This is a genomic window from Paenibacillus sp. FSL H3-0286 (assembly GCF_045040705.1).
Classification (GTDB): domain Bacteria; phylum Bacillota; class Bacilli; order Paenibacillales; family Paenibacillaceae; genus Paenibacillus_AQ; species Paenibacillus_AQ odorifer.
On record NZ_CP150285.1, the window covers coordinates 13,725 to 31,453 of the forward strand.

At 47.7% G+C, this 17,729-nt stretch carries 10 protein-coding genes and 5 rRNA genes; 14 read left to right on the forward strand and 1 reads right to left on the reverse strand.

The window, feature by feature from the left end:
• Positions 1-4: 4 nt before the first annotated feature.
• The 13 genes from MHB37_RS00055 (at position 5) to MHB37_RS00115 (ending at position 16,589) form a co-directional block, all read left to right on the forward strand.
• Positions 5-2,930: ribosomal RNA gene (locus tag MHB37_RS00055) — 23S ribosomal RNA — on the forward strand.
• A gap of 128 nt (positions 2,931-3,058) precedes the next feature.
• Positions 3,059-3,175, forward strand: a 5S ribosomal RNA gene (rrf, locus tag MHB37_RS00060).
• A gap of 154 nt (positions 3,176-3,329) precedes the next feature.
• Positions 3,330-4,946 (forward strand): ABC transporter substrate-binding protein, encoded by a 1,617-nt coding sequence (locus tag MHB37_RS00065; protein WP_076195273.1) that lies wholly within the window; start codon positions 3,330-3,332, stop codon positions 4,944-4,946.
• On the forward strand, positions 4,946-5,932 hold the full coding sequence (locus MHB37_RS00070) for an ABC transporter permease (RefSeq protein WP_405169574.1): 987 nt from the start codon (positions 4,946-4,948) through the stop codon (positions 5,930-5,932). The genes MHB37_RS00065 and MHB37_RS00070 overlap by 1 nt, the downstream gene beginning before the upstream one ends.
• The gene (locus MHB37_RS00075; RefSeq protein ID WP_139330225.1) at positions 5,929-6,795 is read left to right on the forward strand and encodes an ABC transporter permease; all 867 of its coding nucleotides are present in this window, start codon (positions 5,929-5,931) and stop codon (positions 6,793-6,795) included. Before MHB37_RS00070 ends, MHB37_RS00075 begins: the two co-directional genes overlap by 4 nt.
• Positions 6,795-7,559: an ABC transporter ATP-binding protein gene (locus MHB37_RS00080; RefSeq protein ID WP_076195269.1), complete on the forward strand. Its 765-nt coding sequence runs from the start codon at positions 6,795-6,797 to the stop codon at positions 7,557-7,559. The genes MHB37_RS00075 and MHB37_RS00080 overlap by 1 nt, the downstream gene beginning before the upstream one ends.
• A complete protein-coding gene (locus tag MHB37_RS00085; protein ID WP_076195266.1) occupies positions 7,550-8,299 on the forward strand; it encodes an ABC transporter ATP-binding protein in 750 nt (249 codons plus the stop codon). Before MHB37_RS00080 ends, MHB37_RS00085 begins: the two co-directional genes overlap by 10 nt.
• A 21-nt stretch (positions 8,300-8,320) precedes the next feature.
• On the forward strand, positions 8,321-9,379 hold the full coding sequence (locus MHB37_RS00090) for an alanine--glyoxylate aminotransferase family protein (protein ID WP_076307474.1): 1,059 nt from the start codon (positions 8,321-8,323) through the stop codon (positions 9,377-9,379).
• A gap of 2 nt (positions 9,380-9,381) precedes the next feature.
• Entirely contained in the window at positions 9,382-10,533 is a 1,152-nt protein-coding gene (locus MHB37_RS00095; RefSeq protein WP_405168831.1) for an amidohydrolase family protein, read from the forward strand.
• A gap of 424 nt (positions 10,534-10,957) precedes the next feature.
• Positions 10,958-12,515: ribosomal RNA gene (locus MHB37_RS00100) — 16S ribosomal RNA — on the forward strand.
• Between the two features lie 232 nt (positions 12,516-12,747).
• A 23S ribosomal RNA gene (locus MHB37_RS00105) occupies positions 12,748-15,672 on the forward strand.
• Between the two features lie 128 nt (positions 15,673-15,800).
• Positions 15,801-15,917, forward strand: a 5S ribosomal RNA gene (gene rrf, locus MHB37_RS00110).
• Together the 16S, 23S and 5S rRNA genes form the textbook arrangement of a ribosomal RNA operon.
• A 258-nt stretch (positions 15,918-16,175) precedes the next feature.
• The gene (locus tag MHB37_RS00115; protein ID WP_036678856.1) at positions 16,176-16,589 is read left to right on the forward strand and encodes a hypothetical protein; all 414 of its coding nucleotides are present in this window, start codon (positions 16,176-16,178) and stop codon (positions 16,587-16,589) included.
• Positions 16,590-16,652: 63 nt separating this feature from the next.
• On the opposite strand, the gene MHB37_RS00120 is transcribed toward MHB37_RS00115, so the two are convergent.
• On the reverse strand, positions 16,653-17,177 hold the full coding sequence (locus MHB37_RS00120) for a hypothetical protein (protein WP_076130063.1): 525 nt from the start codon (positions 17,175-17,177) through the stop codon (positions 16,653-16,655).
• Positions 17,178-17,386: 209 nt separating this feature from the next.
• Here MHB37_RS00120 and MHB37_RS00125 point away from each other — a divergent pair, with 209 nt between their 5' ends.
• On the forward strand, positions 17,387-17,572 hold the full coding sequence (locus tag MHB37_RS00125; RefSeq protein WP_036678851.1) for a sigma factor G inhibitor Gin: 186 nt from the start codon (positions 17,387-17,389) through the stop codon (positions 17,570-17,572).
• Positions 17,573-17,729 lie beyond the last annotated feature (157 nt).

The following is a 17,729-nucleotide window of genomic DNA, read 5'->3' on the forward strand; positions in this document are numbered from 1 at the left end:
TCAAGGTTAAGCTAATAAGAGCACACGGAGGATGCCTAGGCGCCAGGAGCCGACGAAGGACGTGGCGAACAACGAAACTGCCTCGGGGAGCTGTAAGCAAGCTTTGATCCGGGGGTGTCCGAATGGGGAAACCCAGCTGTGGTAATTCGCAGTTACTCATTTCTGAATACATAGGAAATGTAGAGGCAGACCAGGGGAACTGAAACATCTAAGTACCCTGAGGAAGAGAAAACAATAGTGATTCCGTCAGTAGCGGCGAGCGAACGCGGAACAGCCTAAACCTAAGAGCTTGCTCTTAGGGGTTGTGGGACGTCTCACATGGAGTTACAAAGGAATATGGTAGGTGAAGAGGTCTGGAAAGGCCCGCGATAGAGGTAAAAGCCCTGTAACCTAAACTGTGTTCTCTCCGAGACGGATCCCGAGTAGTGCGGGGCACGTGAAACCCCGTATGAATCCAGCAGGACCATCTGCTAAGGCTAAATACTACCTGGCGACCGATAGTGAAACAGTACCGTGAGGGAAAGGTGAAAAGCACCCCGGAAGGGGAGTGAAATAGAACCTGAAACCGTGTGCTTACAAAAAGTCAGAGCCCTATTAATGGGTGATGGCGTGCCTTTTGTAGAATGAACCGGCGAGTTACGTTTAACATGCAAGGTTAAGCCGAGAAGGTGGAGCCGCAGCGAAAGCGAGTCTGAATAGGGCGAATTAGTATGTGGACGTAGACCCGAAACCGTGTGATCTACCCCTGTCCAGGGTGAAGGTGCGGTAACACGCACTGGAGGCCCGAACCCACGTACGTTGAAAAGTGCGGGGATGAGGTGGGGGTAGCGGAGAAATTCCAATCGAACTCGGAGATAGCTGGTTCTCCCCGAAATAGCTTTAGGGCTAGCCTCGGTATAAGAGTAGTGGAGGTAGAGCACTGATTGGGTGCGGGGTCCGCAAGGATTACCAAGCTCAGTCAAACTCCGAATGCCATATACTTATTGCCGGGAGTCAGACAGTGAGTGCTAAGATCCATTGTCAAAAGGGAAACAGCCCAGACCATCAGCTAAGGTCCCCAAGTGTGTGTTAAGTGGGAAAGGATGTGGAGTTGCACAGACAACCAGGATGTTGGCTTAGAAGCAGCCACCATTGAAAGAGTGCGTAATAGCTCACTGGTCGAGTGACTCTGCGCCGAAAATGTAACGGGGCTAAACACACCACCGAAGCTATGGCTAGATACGTATGTATCTGGGGTAGGGGAGCGTTGTGTAGGGGTTGAAGGTGTACTGAAAAGAGCGCTGGACACTACACAAGTGAGAATGCCGGTATGAGTAACGAAAAGATCAGTGAGAATCTGATCCGCCGAAAGCCCAAGGTTTCCTGAGGAAGGCTCGTCCGCTCAGGGTAAGTCGGGACCTAAGGCGAGGCCGAAAGGCGTAGTCGAAGGACAACAGTTTGAAATTACTGTACCACCGTAATCCGCTATGAGCGATGGGGTGACGCAGGAGGGTAGTGACGCGGACTGATGGATGTCCGTCTAAGCAGTGAGGCTGATGTGTAGGCAAATCCGCACATCGTTAAGGCTGGGCTGTGATGGGGAGCGAAAATTATAGTAGCGAAGGTCATGATCTCACACTGCCAAGAAAAGCCTCTAGCCAGGAGAAGGTGCCCGTACCGCAAACCGACACAGGTAGGCGAGAAGAGAATTCTAAGGCGCGCGGAAGAACTCTCGTTAAGGAACTCGGCAAAATGACCCCGTAACTTCGGGAGAAGGGGTGCCCCGGTAGTGTGAATAGCACGAGGGGGCCGCAGTGAAAAGGCCCAAGCGACTGTTTAGCAAAAACACAGGTCTGTGCGAAGCCGCAAGGCGAAGTATACGGGCTGACGCCTGCCCGGTGCTGGAAGGTTAAGGGGAGTGGTTAGGGGTAACCCGAAGCTATGAACCGAAGCCCCAGTAAACGGCGGCCGTAACTATAACGGTCCTAAGGTAGCGAAATTCCTTGTCAGGTAAATTCTGACCCGCACGAATGGCGTAACGACTTGGGCGCTGTCTCAACGAGAGATCCGGTGAAATTTTAATACCTGTGAAGATGCAGGTTACCCGCGACAAGACGGAAAGACCCCATGGAGCTTTACTGCAGCTTGATATTGAATTTGGGTACGATCTGTACAGAATAGGTGGGAGCCGTAGAAATCGGAGCGCAAGCTTCGGTGGAGGCGCCGTTGGGATACCACCCTGATCGTATCTAGGTTCTAACCTAGTACCCTTATCGGGTACGGGGACCGTGTCAGGCGGGCAGTTTGACTGGGGCGGTCGCCTCCTAAAGAGTAACGGAGGCGTTCCAAGGTTCCCTCAGAATGGTTGGAAATCATTCGCAGAGTGCAAAGGCATAAGGGAGCTTGACTGCGAGACCTACAAGTCGAGCAGGGACGAAAGTCGGACTTAGTGATCCGGTGGTACCGCATGGAAGGGCCATCGCTCAACGGATAAAAGCTACCCTGGGGATAACAGGCTTATCTCCCCCAAGAGTCCACATCGACGGGGAGGTTTGGCACCTCGATGTCGGCTCATCGCATCCTGGGGCTGAAGTAGGTCCCAAGGGTTGGGCTGTTCGCCCATTAAAGCGGTACGCGAGCTGGGTTCAGAACGTCGTGAGACAGTTCGGTCCCTATCTGTCGTGGGCGCAGGAAATTTGAGAGGAGCTGTCCTTAGTACGAGAGGACCGGGATGGACGTACCGCTGGTGCACCAGTTGTTCCGCCAGGAGCATGGCTGGGTAGCTACGTACGGACGGGATAAGCGCTGAAAGCATCTAAGCGTGAAGCCCCCTCAAGATGAGATTTCCCAATTAGTAAGACCCCTTGAAGACGACGAGGTAGATAGGTTGGAGGTGGAAGTGCAGTAATGCATGGAGCTGACCAATACTAATCGGTCGAGGGCTTATCCTATACTTAAAATGCAGATTTGTTTCGGATTCAGTTTTCAGGCATCAAGCCTGAAATACGCTTAGAAATTCATTGTCACTTCAGGTGATGAACCGAATTTCACGCGGCAGCGTCTGTTTCACAGACGCATGTTTGGTGGCGATAGCGGAGGGGTTCCACGCGTACCCATCCCGAACACGACCGTTAAGCCCTCCAGCGCCGATGGTACTTGGACCGAAGGGTCCTGGGAGAGTAGGACGTTGCCAAGCACGCAAGACCACTGTTGAGTAATCGACAGTGGTCTTTTTGTTATGTATATTTACTTAAGGATTGTTGCAAATTAAATTATGTTTGACAGACTAGAGTGTTTAACCCATAATACAATTCATACTAAACATATAAGAATTATAGGGGGAGCGAATTATGTCGTACTTTAGTGTATCTATTAAGAAACCAATTCTGTTGGGGGCAATAGCAGTTTTGCTATTGATGTTAATTGCAGGGTGCTCGGGGTCTAATAATAAGGCTGATTCAAATAAAGAGGCACAGGAAAGTGCGAGTCCGGCAACTCAAAGTCCTCAAACTGCAGAACCTGCAACGGGAGGGACTTTCGTCTATGGACGACCTGCTTCTGTAACTTCGCTGGATTTGCATAATCAGATTACGTCCAACAATGCTTTTGCAATCGACAAAGTCTTTGAATCATTAGTCGCTTTTGACAGCAAAGGTGAAATTGTAGATTGGCTTGCTAAGTCACATAATATCAGTGAAGATGGTCTGACGTATACATTCGAGCTTCGTGATGGGTTGAAGTTTTCCAATGGTACGGATGTGACCGCAGAAGATGCTGTATTCTCTCTTGAGCGGCACTTGAAGGTAGGCGGCCCGCTTGCAATATCCGCAAAGGTCGACACAATCAAAGCGCAAGATAACAAAACGCTTGTTATTACACTTAAAGAGCCTTATACACCATTTATCTCGGAGCTATCTAATTTCTCAAATGGTATCCTTCCTAACAATTTCGGGGGAGTATCCGAAGAGGAATTCTTCAAGAAACCAATCGGTACGGGACCTTTTGTTGTTGAAACATGGGACACTGCTGGTGATCTGACCTTCACTAAGAATACATTCTACTGGCAAGAAGGTAAACCCTATATTGATAAGCTCGTTTATAAGCTGATTGAAGATGACAGCCAAGCGATTAACCAGCTGAAGGCTGGAGAAGTTAATGCTATTGAATCTTTGGCTCTGCAAAATGCCAATGAGATTAAAGACGGGGCTGACACTAAAGTAGTTACTAACGGTAGTTGGGTGACAGAGCAATTGTTCTTTAATACGTTGGATGAACATTTTTCTGATGTGCATGTCCGTCGCGCTCTGGCGCTGGCGCTTGATCGTGAGGGCTTGACCAAGGCGCTAACCTTTGGTTATGCACAAACAGCAAACTCATTGCTGCCAACAACGATTCCTTATAACGCAAATGATACAATCAAAGCACTGAACTTTAATATCGAAGCAGCCAAGGAGGAGCTTGCAAAATCTTCCTTCCCTAATGGCTTCACTACCAAATTACTTGTAGCATCCGGTAATAGCACAAGAGCTCAAGAGGCACAAATTATTCAGGCAGCGGGCCAAACGATCGGGATTAAGATTGAGATTGAATCGATTGAACTTGCCACTTTCCGTGAACGTTTCTTCGCATATGATTTTGCGGCAATGCTGAACAGTGGCCAAGCGGATTCCCCTGAAGCGAACTCAATTATTGCTTTCCAGACCGATCCGGAAGGCTTCAGCAAATCATATTGGACGCATTATACAAATGATGAAGTAACGAAGCTTCTATATGAGGGACAAAAAACTGCGGATGGCGATGAACGTGCACAAATCTATACTAAGCTGCTGCAGACCCTTGCTGATGAAGTTCCTTATATTCCTCTTTACTATCCAGATGTTTTAAAAGGTATTCGTTCTTCAGTTGACGGTCTCGTTGTTCTACCGAACGGCAGTGCCCGTTTCGAAGATGTCCGCATCAGCCAATGATGAATCCTAAGCAGGTGTTAAATCAACCGAAAGGAAGCAAGGGTTCTTACAACTGGCTTGTGATATCTCTTATAAAAGCATTGGCAGTGATCTTCTGCGTAATGATAGCAGTCTTTTTCATCATACGAATCGTGCCGGGAGATCCAGCAAAAATGATTTTGGGAGAATACAGCACCCCTGAGGCGCTCAAGAGTATGCATCATACTCTTGGGCTGGACCTCCCTTTATGGGAGCAATTCATCCGATTTGTGAAGACGCTGTTTACTCAAGGAGATACTGGAAACTCCATTATTATGGGGACATCAACAAGAGAGTTGATTACACAACGGGCCCCTGTTACTTTGCTGCTCATCGTGATGGCTTGTGTGTTGGCGATTTTTGTATCCCTTCTGCTCGCTACGGTAGCCGCTACGCATAAGGATAAACTGCTGGACCATTTGATACGTATTTTTCCTACAATTACTCTAGGTATGCCAATCTTCTGGGTTGGCTTACTTTTAATTTTGCTCTTTAGTGTCCGGCTTGGCTGGTTCCCTGTTGGGGGAGTAAGTGAAGGGTGGGTCGGAACCTTGCATAGTCTTGCACTTCCAGCAGTCACTGTTGCTTTTTCACAGGTTCCTACGCTTGTTCGTTCATTAAGAGCGCAGATGCTTGAAGTGTTAGAATCGGATTTTGTAGTCACCCTTAAGGCTGCGGGCATACCAAACAGGGTTATTTTATTTAAACATGTGCTGCGCAACTCTGCTCTTCCTACGTTAATGCTGCTGGGTGTGAATATTTCTTATTTAATCGGAGGCACCTTGGTCGTTGAGCAGGTATTTGGAATTAAGGGAATTGGCAGCTTATTGTTCACCTCAATTTCGAAACGGGACTTTCCGGTTATTCAAGGAATAGCACTTTACTGTGCGCTATCTGTTGTGATCATCAGTCTCTTGATTGAAATCATTTCCTGGTGGCTTGATCCCAGAACGAAAGGAAAACAATGAAAACTATAAGACTAGACTCGCGATTGTATGAAGACGGTAAGATAACAAGCGGCTTAAAGCGAATATGGAATACCCCATCACTTCTAGTGGGAATTATTATGTTTGCAGCTCTTATTCTCTTGACTGTGTTTATACCTTATATAAGTCCTTATGACCCCTCTGAGCAAAATTTGAGTGCCTTTTTACAGCCTCCGTCAGCCGAACATTGGTTGGGAACTGATCAATTAGGGCGTGATCTGTTTACCAGACTGGTTTATGCAGCGAGGACTGATTTGAAAATCATGGTCTTGGCAGAAATCATTCCCTTTTGCACAGGTGTATTTCTAGGAATGCTGGCAGGATATTACGGCAAATGGATCGATACAGTTATTACGCTGTTGTCAGATACATTCATCGCCTTTCCTTTTTATCTGATCGTTATTATCGTGGCTTTTGCAAGTGGAGCAGGAGAACGAGGCATTTATATTACTTTTATCTTTGTAGGATGGATTGTCTTTGCCCGTGTCGTCAGAGGTCTTAGTGCTTCTTTTCGTAATCAGGAATGGGTGGCGTCCGCTCAAACCTTAGGGCTACCAGGAGTGAAAATTATTTTGCGTCATCTCCTGCCGAATGTACTTCCGCAAGCCGTGGTCGTCCTTATGACAGATATGATTGGATTGCTTGTTGCCATTGTTACACTCGGGTATCTTGGTATCGGCATTACACCGCCAACTCCTGACTGGGGGACAATGATTTCAGATGGACAGCCCTTCATCACTACAGCTTGGTGGCTCTCGGCCGTTCCGGGATTTGCAGTGGTGTATACGGGGATAGCTTTGTCGCTCCTAGGTGATGGTTTGGCAGACATATGGAGGAAAAAATAATGTCTATACAACCCATTTTAGAAATAGAGGCGCTATCGCTGGCAGCTAAGTCAAATGAGAGATTGGTCAATAATGTTAGTTTTTCGCTGGGTAGAGGGGAGAGTCTGGGATTAGTAGGTGAATCGGGATCAGGAAAATCGCTTACGCTGCGTGCAATTTTAGGCTTGCTTCCAAATGGTGTTGAACAGACTGGTGGCACCATTAAAAGTGACGTAAGCAGTGCGATGGTATTTCAAGATCCAAGAGGTGCGCTTGATCCGCTCTGTACGGTTGTCAAACAACTGGCTGAAGTTGTGTATTACAGACAGAAAGTAAGCCGTAAGACTTCGCGGGTAATTGCACTGGAACTGCTCGAAAGGCTTGGTCTCCCCGATTCATTGAAGAAAAAGGACCGGTATCCGAGTCAGCTGTCAGGCGGTCAGTGTCAACGGGTAGTCATCGCTCTGGCACTGGCGTGCAAGCCAGGCATACTTCTCTGTGATGAGCCGACAACGGCACTGGACGTCACGGTTCAACGGCAAATTATTGAGACGATCACGAGCCTCCAGCATGAGCTCAGTTTTGCCATGGTATTTGTTACGCATAACCTAGCGATTGCAGCAAACTTGTGTTCACGGCTATGTGTAATGAAACAGGGACAGATTGTTGAGCAGGGCAATACCCTTGATATTTTGCGAAATCCGAAAGACCCTTACACACAGATGCTGATTGATTCGGTGCTTCCTTTGCCAGAGCTTGAAGGGAGTAGAGACTCATGGAATTAGCCTTACAAATAAAAGATTTAACTGTTCATTATGGCGGCTTTACTGCACTGGATCATATCAATCTGAATCTTGAGCAGCACACCACCCTTGGGCTTGTTGGAGAATCCGGATCAGGGAAATCTACGCTGGCGCGAGTAATTGCTGGACTGATTGCCCCAAATGAGGGACAGATTCTGTTGGGAACCCAAGAATTAAAAAAGAAAAGAAGCCGTGAGCAGCACAAAACAATCCAGATGATTTTCCAAAATCCAGATGCTTCGCTAAATCCTAAACATTCGATTAGGCAAATTCTTTCCGAGCCCTTATTGTTTCATAAAATAGTGGGGCGTACAGATGTTGAACAAAGATGCAAAGAGCTTTTGAATCAAGTTCATTTAGAACAAAAGGCGTTAGACAAATTCCCGCATGAATTTTCCGGCGGCCAGCGTCAACGGATAGCGATCGCTCGTGCATTAAGTGTTGAGCCAAACATCCTGATCGCGGATGAACCTACAAGTGCGTTGGATGTATCTGTGCAGCTTAGTGTGCTCGAACTGTTCAATACGCTGAAGGCTGAGCTTAATCTCACCATGCTTTTTATTTCTCATGATCTAGGAGTAATCAATGCAATTAGCGATACGGTAGCAGTTATGCGGCAAGGAAGGCTCGTGGAGCAGAGTCCGCGGGACCAATTCTTCATCCGTCCTAAACATGAATACAGTTATGAGCTGTTGTCGGCGGTTCCGAAAATGCCAAAATAAAGTACATCAGGAGGTTTTTTTATGAACCGAGAACATAAAGGATACGTGCCACTTTCACTGGCTGAGTACAATAAGCTAACACATTTAATTTCCAAAGTCTTGTTTACTGAGCACCCTCCAGTTATTATTCCGGCTGAGGCAATCCTTGGAATCGAGGCGGTAGCCGCCGGAATAGCTGCACCCGGTCGAACCATTGTAAATATAGTAACAGGTCCTTATGGAAGTTTATTTGGAAAATGGCTTGAGCGGGGTGGAGCAACGGTTGTTGAAGTAAAGGTTCCTTTTGATGAAGTGGTCACTAGCGACCAAGTTGCTTCTGCGATTAAGGAGTTTAGACCTTGTGCCCTTTCTTTTGTTCAAGCTGAAGTGGTTACTGGAGGCTCTAATCCTGCTAAAGAAATATTTGAAATTGCAAAAGAATTCAATCTAATTACTGTGTCGGACTCCGTATCTGCGGTTGGGGGAGAGGCCCTGCTGGTGGATGAATGGTCCGTTGATTTTGCAGTTATAGGTGCGCAAAAAGCCTTAGCTGGACCCAACGGTGTTAGTGCCGTAAGTATTTCTCCACGTGGCTGGGAATTTCTTGAGTCGAATGAAAATGCTCCACGCAATTCTATTTTATCCTTGCTGGATCTGAAACCATCACTGGGAGACGCCGCGCCATCGCGGGTTGCCCCAAACATTCCTACGCTGGAGGCTAGAGCCTTGACTCAAGCTTTGACACGAATTGAAGAAGAAGGATTGGATCAAGTAATCAAACGCCATGAGCGAGCCGCAGCAGCTGCTGTAGCTGGTATTAAATCCTTGGGGCTTGAGCCTTGGCAAAAGGACAGCAGACATTATTCTACGCTGACTACAACGGTGCGGATTTCTGGAAAGCAAGAGTTGCGGATTGAGCAGCCTATAGGCATTGTGGCTCCCGGAGACGGAGAATTATTTGGCCATCTTCTACGGATCAACCATTTTGGAACGAATGCTGAGCGGCAAAGTGTGGAGAAGGCTATATCCACGCTTGCCGAACTGTTGAAACAAGACCCTGTTCAGGCATTAGCAGCTGTTCGGCTGGCATGGGGGGAATGAAGATGATTCATAAGCATCCAGAGCTGCAAACGTTCAATGACATTTTTATAGCAGGTATCGAAGGCAGACGTTTTGATGTCGTGATAAAGGATGGGCGTTTTTCATCCATTACTGAAGCGGATCCGCATCAAGTAGAGTCAAATCTTGCAGGAACAGATCTGTGGCTAAGTCCGGGTATTATTGATCTTCATACGCATTTAGCTTGGACAGATTTTGACCACTCTGATCAATTGAAGCGCGATGCCAACAAGATCGAAATTATGCAGGCACAAGCTTTTGAAGCTACTCTTAGAACGGGTGTAACGACTGCCCGTGATGCAGGTGGGATTCTGCCGAGCACAGTGCAGCATCTTGTTCAGCAATATCAGCATCCATTAAGAGTGCAGACCAGTAGCGATATGATTGGAGCAGCAGATGCCCGTGGTCTCAAGCATTTAGAACAACGCATGGCGGAAATCTTTGCTACAGGAGCGGGTTGGATAAAAATCATGGCCACAGGCGGGCTTGGAGCACCTACCGAGAAAGTCGTTGACCCGATCTTTTCCGAAGAAGAGTTCTCGTTCATTGTTCGTAATGCACATGCCCATGATAAGAAGGTACTGGTTCATACCTGGGGCGGAGTGACGATAGACTGGTCCATCCAGGCCGGCGTGGAATCAATAGAGCATGGGATGTTTCTAACTGAGGATCAGGCAGGAAGACTTGCTAACTCGAGGGTAGCGTTTGTACCCACCACATCAATTTATCGTATTGCTGCAGACCCAAAAGGCGTTCTAGCGTTGAACCCGATCATTTGCGACCGAGCTGCCCGCGCTGCCGAATGTCATTCCAAGGCCATTCATTATGCAAAAAGAGAAGGCGTTCGTATTGGATTCGGTACAGATTATGCCACACCTGCACTACATGGCTATAACCTTCAAGAACTGGATACATTGATTGATTATGGCTTAACTCGGAGAGAAGCGTGGCAGGCTGCGACTAAAAGTGCTGCTGATATTCTGGGGAGCGGTAACGAGCTGGGACAAATTGCAGAAGGTTTTATTGCAGATGCTGTTGTTTTCAAAGTGGATCCATATGAAGCGCACAATGCGGAGGCACTTCGAAGCAATATCATTGCCGTAATTACTGGAGCGAAGGAAGCGGAATTAATTTAGAATCGTCTAAGCTTCTTCTAAAAAACAACTGTTATCTTCTGCAGTTGTTTTTTTACTTTCTAGATAATTAGATGATAAGGGGAGGTAGTTATTATAATACGATAATACATAGATGATGTTTTATGCTTTTGATTTTATATAAAAAAACTCTTGCAATGCATCTCCATACATGATATATTCTAAGTCCGGCCAAGAAGTACACATGCCGAGCTCGAAAAAGAAGTTAAAAAAAGAGCTTGACATTAAATAGCCGAACATGATATAGTATAAGAGTTGCTGCTGAGACATTAAACGGCGCCAACGAGAACTTGATCTTTGAAAACTGAACAACGAGTGAGTAGGAAATCACGCAAGTGAAATCCAAATTAGAGAATTAATTTTCTCGTCAGATGTTTCAAAATGAGCATATCGCTCTTTTCAATACTAATTGGAGAGTTTGATCCTGGCTCAGGACGAACGCTGGCGGCGTGCCTAATACATGCAAGTCGAGCGGAGTTGTTTTGAAAGCTTGCTTTCAAAACAACTTAGCGGCGGACGGGTGAGTAACACGTAGGCAACCTGCCCTTCAGACTGGGATAACTACCGGAAACGGTAGCTAATACCGGATAATTTCTTTTTTCTCCTGAGAGAAGAATGAAAGACGGAGCAATCTGTCACTGAGGGATGGGCCTGCGGCGCATTAGCTAGTTGGTGGGGTAACGGCCCACCAAGGCGACGATGCGTAGCCGACCTGAGAGGGTGAACGGCCACACTGGGACTGAGACACGGCCCAGACTCCTACGGGAGGCAGCAGTAGGGAATCTTCCGCAATGGGCGAAAGCCTGACGGAGCAACGCCGCGTGAGTGATGAAGGTTTTCGGATCGTAAAGCTCTGTTGCCAGGGAAGAACGTCCGGTAGAGTAACTGCTACCGGAGTGACGGTACCTGAGAAGAAAGCCCCGGCTAACTACGTGCCAGCAGCCGCGGTAATACGTAGGGGGCAAGCGTTGTCCGGAATTATTGGGCGTAAAGCGCGCGCAGGCGGCTATTTAAGTCTGGTGTTTAAACCTTGGGCTCAACCTGAGGTCGCACTGGAAACTGGGTGGCTTGAGTACAGAAGAGGAAAGTGGAATTCCACGTGTAGCGGTGAAATGCGTAGATATGTGGAGGAACACCAGTGGCGAAGGCGACTTTCTGGGCTGTAACTGACGCTGAGGCGCGAAAGCGTGGGGAGCAAACAGGATTAGATACCCTGGTAGTCCACGCCGTAAACGATGAGTGCTAGGTGTTAGGGGTTTCGATACCCTTGGTGCCGAAGTTAACACAGTAAGCACTCCGCCTGGGGAGTACGGTCGCAAGACTGAAACTCAAAGGAATTGACGGGGACCCGCACAAGCAGTGGAGTATGTGGTTTAATTCGAAGCAACGCGAAGAACCTTACCAGGTCTTGACATCCCTCTGAATCTGCTAGAGATAGCAGCGGCCTTCGGGACAGAGGAGACAGGTGGTGCATGGTTGTCGTCAGCTCGTGTCGTGAGATGTTGGGTTAAGTCCCGCAACGAGCGCAACCCTTAACTTTAGTTGCCAGCAGGTAATGCTGGGCACTCTAGAGTGACTGCCGGTGACAAACCGGAGGAAGGTGGGGATGACGTCAAATCATCATGCCCCTTATGACCTGGGCTACACACGTACTACAATGGCCGGTACAACGGGAAGCGAAGCCGCGAGGTGGAGCCAATCCCATCAAAGCCGGTCTCAGTTCGGATTGCAGGCTGCAACTCGCCTGCATGAAGTCGGAATTGCTAGTAATCGCGGATCAGCATGCCGCGGTGAATACGTTCCCGGGTCTTGTACACACCGCCCGTCACACCACGAGAGTTTACAACACCCGAAGTCGGTGGGGTAACCCGCAAGGGAGCCAGCCGCCGAAGGTGGGGTAGATGATTGGGGTGAAGTCGTAACAAGGTAGCCGTATCGGAAGGTGCGGCTGGATCACCTCCTTTCTATGGAGAATCGTTCTCTGCAATGAGGACATTCAAATCGGAAGTTTAACTTCCAAAACTCAGGTTTAGGCCTGTTACTCACTCGTTGCTCAGTTTTGAGAGTTTAAGCTCTCAAGTAAGACTTGATCCTTGAAAACTGGATACCGAAACGAATTTGCGTTTTAGAACATCTTTTAGCAACTTGTGTAAACAAGTAAATGTTATTAGTGAGATTTTTCTTCGGAAGAATCAAGGTTAAGCTAATAAGAGCACATGGAGGATGCCTAGGCGCCAGGAGCCGACGAAGGACGTGGCGAACAACGAAACTGCCTCGGGGAGCTGTAAGCAAGCTTTGATCCGGGGGTGTCCGAATGGGGAAACCCAGCTGTGGTAATTCGCAGTTACTCATTTCTGAATACATAGGAAATGTAGAGGCAGACCAGGGGAACTGAAACATCTAAGTACCCTGAGGAAGAGAAAACAATAGTGATTCCGTCAGTAGCGGCGAGCGAACGCGGAACAGCCTAAACCTAAGAGCTTGCTCTTAGGGGTTGTGGGACGTCTCACATGGAGTTACAAAGGAATATGGTAGGTGAAGAGGTCTGGAAAGGCCCGCGATAGAGGTAAAAGCCCTGTAACCTAAACTGTGTTCTCTCCGAGACGGATCCCGAGTAGTGCGGGGCACGTGAAACCCCGTATGAATCCAGCAGGACCATCTGCTAAGGCTAAATACTACCTGGCGACCGATAGTGAAACAGTACCGTGAGGGAAAGGTGAAAAGCACCCCGGAAGGGGAGTGAAATAGAACCTGAAACCGTGTGCTTACAAAAAGTCAGAGCCCTATTAATGGGTGATGGCGTGCCTTTTGTAGAATGAACCGGCGAGTTACGTTTAACATGCAAGGTTAAGCCGAGAAGGTGGAGCCGCAGCGAAAGCGAGTCTGAATAGGGCGACTTAGTATGTGGACGTAGACCCGAAACCGTGTGATCTACCCCTGTCCAGGGTGAAGGTGCGGTAACACGCACTGGAGGCCCGAACCCACGTACGTTGAAAAGTGCGGGGATGAGGTGGGGGTAGCGGAGAAATTCCAATCGAACTCGGAGATAGCTGGTTCTCCCCGAAATAGCTTTAGGGCTAGCCTCGGTATAAGAGTAGTGGAGGTAGAGCACTGATTGGGTGCGGGGTCCGCAAGGATTACCAAGCTCAGTCAAACTCCGAATGCCATATACTTATTGCCGGGAGTCAGACAGTGAGTGCTAAGATCCATTGTCAAAAGGGAAACAGCCCAGACCATCAGCTAAGGTCCCCAAGTGTGTGTTAAGTGGGAAAGGATGTGGAGTTGCACAGACAACCAGGATGTTGGCTTAGAAGCAGCCACCATTGAAAGAGTGCGTAATAGCTCACTGGTCGAGTGACTCTGCGCCGAAAATGTAACGGGGCTAAACACACCACCGAAGCTATGGCTAGATGCTTTGCATCTGGGGTAGGGGAGCGTTGTGTAGGGGTTGAAGGTGTACTGAAAAGAGCGCTGGACACTACACAAGTGAGAATGCCGGTATGAGTAACGAAAAGATCAGTGAGAATCTGATCCGCCGAAAGCCCAAGGTTTCCTGAGGAAGGCTCGTCCGCTCAGGGTAAGTCGGGACCTAAGGCGAGGCCGAAAGGCGTAGTCGAAGGACAACAGTTTGAAATTACTGTACCACCGTAATCCGCTATGAGCGATGGGGTGACGCAGGAGGGTAGTGACGCGGACTGATGGATGTCCGTCTAAGCAGTGAGGCTGATGTGTAGGCAAATCCGCACATCATTAAGGCTGGGCTGTGATGGGGAGCGAAAATTGTAGTAGCGAAGGTCATGATCTCACACTGCCAAGAAAAGCCTCTAGCCAGGAGAAGGTGCCCGTACCGCAAACCGACACAGGTAGGCGAGAAGAGAATTCTAAGGCGCGCGGAAGAACTCTCGTTAAGGAACTCGGCAAAATGACCCCGTAACTTCGGGAGAAGGGGTGCCCCGGTAGTGTGAATAGCACGAGGGGGCCGCAGTGAAAAGGCCCAAGCGACTGTTTAGCAAAAACACAGGTCTGTGCGAAGCCGCAAGGCGAAGTATACGGGCTGACGCCTGCCCGGTGCTGGAAGGTTAAGGGGAGTGGTTAGGGGTAACCCGAAGCTATGAACCGAAGCCCCAGTAAACGGCGGCCGTAACTATAACGGTCCTAAGGTAGCGAAATTCCTTGTCAGGTAAATTCTGACCCGCACGAATGGCGTAACGACTTGGGCGCTGTCTCAACGAGAGATCCGGTGAAATTTTAATACCTGTGAAGATGCAGGTTACCCGCGACAAGACGGAAAGACCCCATGGAGCTTTACTGCAGCTTGATATTGAATTTGGGTACGATCTGTACAGGATAGGTGGGAGCCGTAGAAATCGGAGCGCAAGCTTCGGTGGAGGCGCCGTTGGGATACCACCCTGATCGTATCTAGGTTCTAACCTAGTGCCCTTATCGGGTACGGGGACCGTGTCAGGCGGGCAGTTTGACTGGGGCGGTCGCCTCCTAAAGAGTAACGGAGGCGTTCCAAGGTTCCCTCAGAATGGTTGGAAATCATTCGCAGAGTGCAAAGGCATAAGGGAGCTTGACTGCGAGACCTACAAGTCGAGCAGGGACGAAAGTCGGACTTAGTGATCCGGTGGTACCGCATGGAAGGGCCATCGCTCAACGGATAAAAGCTACCCTGGGGATAACAGGCTTATCTCCCCCAAGAGTCCACATCGACGGGGAGGTTTGGCACCTCGATGTCGGCTCATCGCATCCTGGGGCTGAAGTAGGTCCCAAGGGTTGGGCTGTTCGCCCATTAAAGCGGTACGCGAGCTGGGTTCAGAACGTCGTGAGACAGTTCGGTCCCTATCTGTCGTGGGCGCAGGAAATTTGAGAGGAGCTGTCCTTAGTACGAGAGGACCGGGATGGACGTACCGCTGGTGCACCAGTTGTTCCGCCAGGAGCATGGCTGGGTAGCTACGTACGGACGGGATAAGCGCTGAAAGCATCTAAGCGTGAAGCCCCCTCAAGATGAGATTTCCCAATTAGTAAGACCCCTTGAAGACGACGAGGTAGATAGGTTGGAGGTGGAAGTGCAGTAATGCATGGAGCTGACCAATACTAATCGGTCGAGGGCTTATCCTATACTTAAAATGCAGATTCGTTTCGGATTCAGTTTTCAGGCATCAAGCCTGAAATACGCTTAGAAATTCATTGTCACTTCAGGTGATGAACCGAATTTCACGCGGCAGCATCTGTTTCACAGACGCATGTTTGGTGGCGATAGCGGAGGGGTTCCACGCGTACCCATCCCGAACACGACCGTTAAGCCCTCCAGCGCCGATGGTACTTGGACCGAAGGGTCCTGGGAGAGTAGGACGTTGCCAAGCACATTAAGCCATTGTTGATTTATCAGCAGTGGCTTTTTTGTTTTTTTTGGACAAGAGTGTTGTTTGAAGGGGAGTACAACATCTGAAGGGGCTGTAATTGAGTGACATTTTTGTTACCGACGCTGAGGTCGATACAAGTATAATAGATAAGTGCAAATAATAAGCAACATCTCTAATACGAAGGAACTACTCATAAATTCTAACTTTGAATTTTCTTGTGTCTTTAGATGCATTGTGGAGGTAAGGAGGATTTAAGGCATGAAACAAACAAGAATTATTAAGATATTAATTTTTTCGTGTATAGTAGCTTTAATACTGGCAGGCTGCGGTACGAAAGCGCCCAGCTGGGATGCTTTTGAGGGTGCGCTAAACGAGAAAAATTTCCCTGTGCCCCAAGAGGCGTACTCACCAGACCAGACTACCACAAATGTTGCTATGGATTATGTGCGTTATTCTTTACCTGGATTAAAGGAGAAGAACGGCATCCCAGAGGAGTATATGGATACTATTAAGGCCTGGGGATGGGTTGAACAGGAAGAGGAGAATACCGATTCATCTGGTGTTTTTCAGAAGGATGGAGTAACGGTTCATTTAACAGTGCATGATGATTATTTTATAGTTATGATTCCTAAAGAAAAGAAGGCCTTAATTAAAGGTCTTAAGACAAAATAAATAATCGCCGTCCTTTATGGATGGCGATTATTTATTTATATGCGAACACAGGTTAACCGTACTCTATTGAGAGTAATAGGAGGCATCGGTTGGATTAAACTTCAGCATGCCTTCCTTGTTGCGTTGATTTATTTTGAACAGTGTATAGAGACGGGGCAATAAAAGCCACAAGTGGCAAATAATCAGGGATACTGTAAATGCCGGTGGTGACCAAAAAATAAAGAGAGCTGCGATACAAAGACCAATATAAAAATTATGTAACTGTACTTTACGGAAAATGCGGTAACTAATGTGTTGATCTGGCATGAAGCCAAGCCACGGGATTTTAAATGAGATGGACCATCTTTTTGAAATAGGATGCCCGGAGATTAGAAGTACTGAGCGTGAAATAACATATTGAACCCAGAACATAACCGGAGCAGCTATAATTAAGTAGAGAATACTCCACCAAGAAAGAAAGACTGTCTCGAGCACAAGGACCAAAAGAGGGAGCAAAATATAAACACGCAGCAGAGGTGCCGTTAGATTAATTTTTTTGATTAATTTATATTGATAGAATGTAGCAGCGCCTTTGGTGTTGGGTTCCATATAAAATAGACTAACCTCCTCACAGATTCATATGTTCTTAATATCGGCGAATGAAAGCATTTTATTAAACTATGGGCGAATATTCACCGATATAGGGGCAGCGGAATATATATAATACACGAAACGAAGGATATGAAAAAACTATGAAAAGGTTTAAAATGATAGAAGGTGTATCATACTGTTCTTAAAAGAGTCAAGGTGGGATGGTTATGGAACAGCAAACCGGGCAAGCTTGTATCATTTGTGGGCAGGAAAAAGAAGAAGGTATTGTGATTGTCTCGCATTTTATTTGTGAGGATTGTGAGGCAGAAATGATCCGTACCGAGGCAGAAGATGCTAAGTACCGTTTTTTTATTGGCCAGATGAAGAAGATCGGATTGCAAAAGAACGCTTAAGTAGAGTAACTCTGTTAATTGATGCGGATAAGAGAGCAGTCTGGATGAAAGATATAAGGGCTGCATTAGAGATATTCATATACGGCTTCCTCGTTGTTTAAGCGGGGGGAGCCGTTTTGCTGTTCAGTCAGATGCTTTTATGAGGAAACATAGGAGT

What these genes read in the sequence shown, in the direction of transcription:
- MHB37_RS00065 (WP_076195273.1), top strand. Translation starts at nt 3,330, where the DNA reads ATGTCGTACTTTAGTGTATCTATTAAGAAACCAATTCTGTTGGGGGCA.
- MHB37_RS00070 (WP_405169574.1), top strand. Translation starts at nt 4,946, where the DNA reads ATGAATCCTAAGCAGGTGTTAAATCAACCGAAAGGAAGCAAGGGTTCT.
- MHB37_RS00075 (WP_139330225.1), top strand. Translation starts at nt 5,929, where the DNA reads ATGAAAACTATAAGACTAGACTCGCGATTGTATGAAGACGGTAAGATA.
- MHB37_RS00080 (WP_076195269.1), top strand. Translation starts at nt 6,795, where the DNA reads ATGTCTATACAACCCATTTTAGAAATAGAGGCGCTATCGCTGGCAGCT.
- MHB37_RS00085 (WP_076195266.1), top strand. Translation starts at nt 7,550, where the DNA reads ATGGAATTAGCCTTACAAATAAAAGATTTAACTGTTCATTATGGCGGC.
- MHB37_RS00090 (WP_076307474.1), top strand. Translation starts at nt 8,321, where the DNA reads ATGAACCGAGAACATAAAGGATACGTGCCACTTTCACTGGCTGAGTAC.
- MHB37_RS00095 (WP_405168831.1), top strand. Translation starts at nt 9,382, where the DNA reads ATGATTCATAAGCATCCAGAGCTGCAAACGTTCAATGACATTTTTATA.
- MHB37_RS00115 (WP_036678856.1), top strand. Translation starts at nt 16,176, where the DNA reads ATGAAACAAACAAGAATTATTAAGATATTAATTTTTTCGTGTATAGTA.
- MHB37_RS00120 (WP_076130063.1), bottom strand. Translation starts at nt 17,177, where the DNA reads ATGGAACCCAACACCAAAGGCGCTGCTACATTCTATCAATATAAATTA.
- MHB37_RS00125 (WP_036678851.1), top strand. Translation starts at nt 17,387, where the DNA reads ATGGAACAGCAAACCGGGCAAGCTTGTATCATTTGTGGGCAGGAAAAA.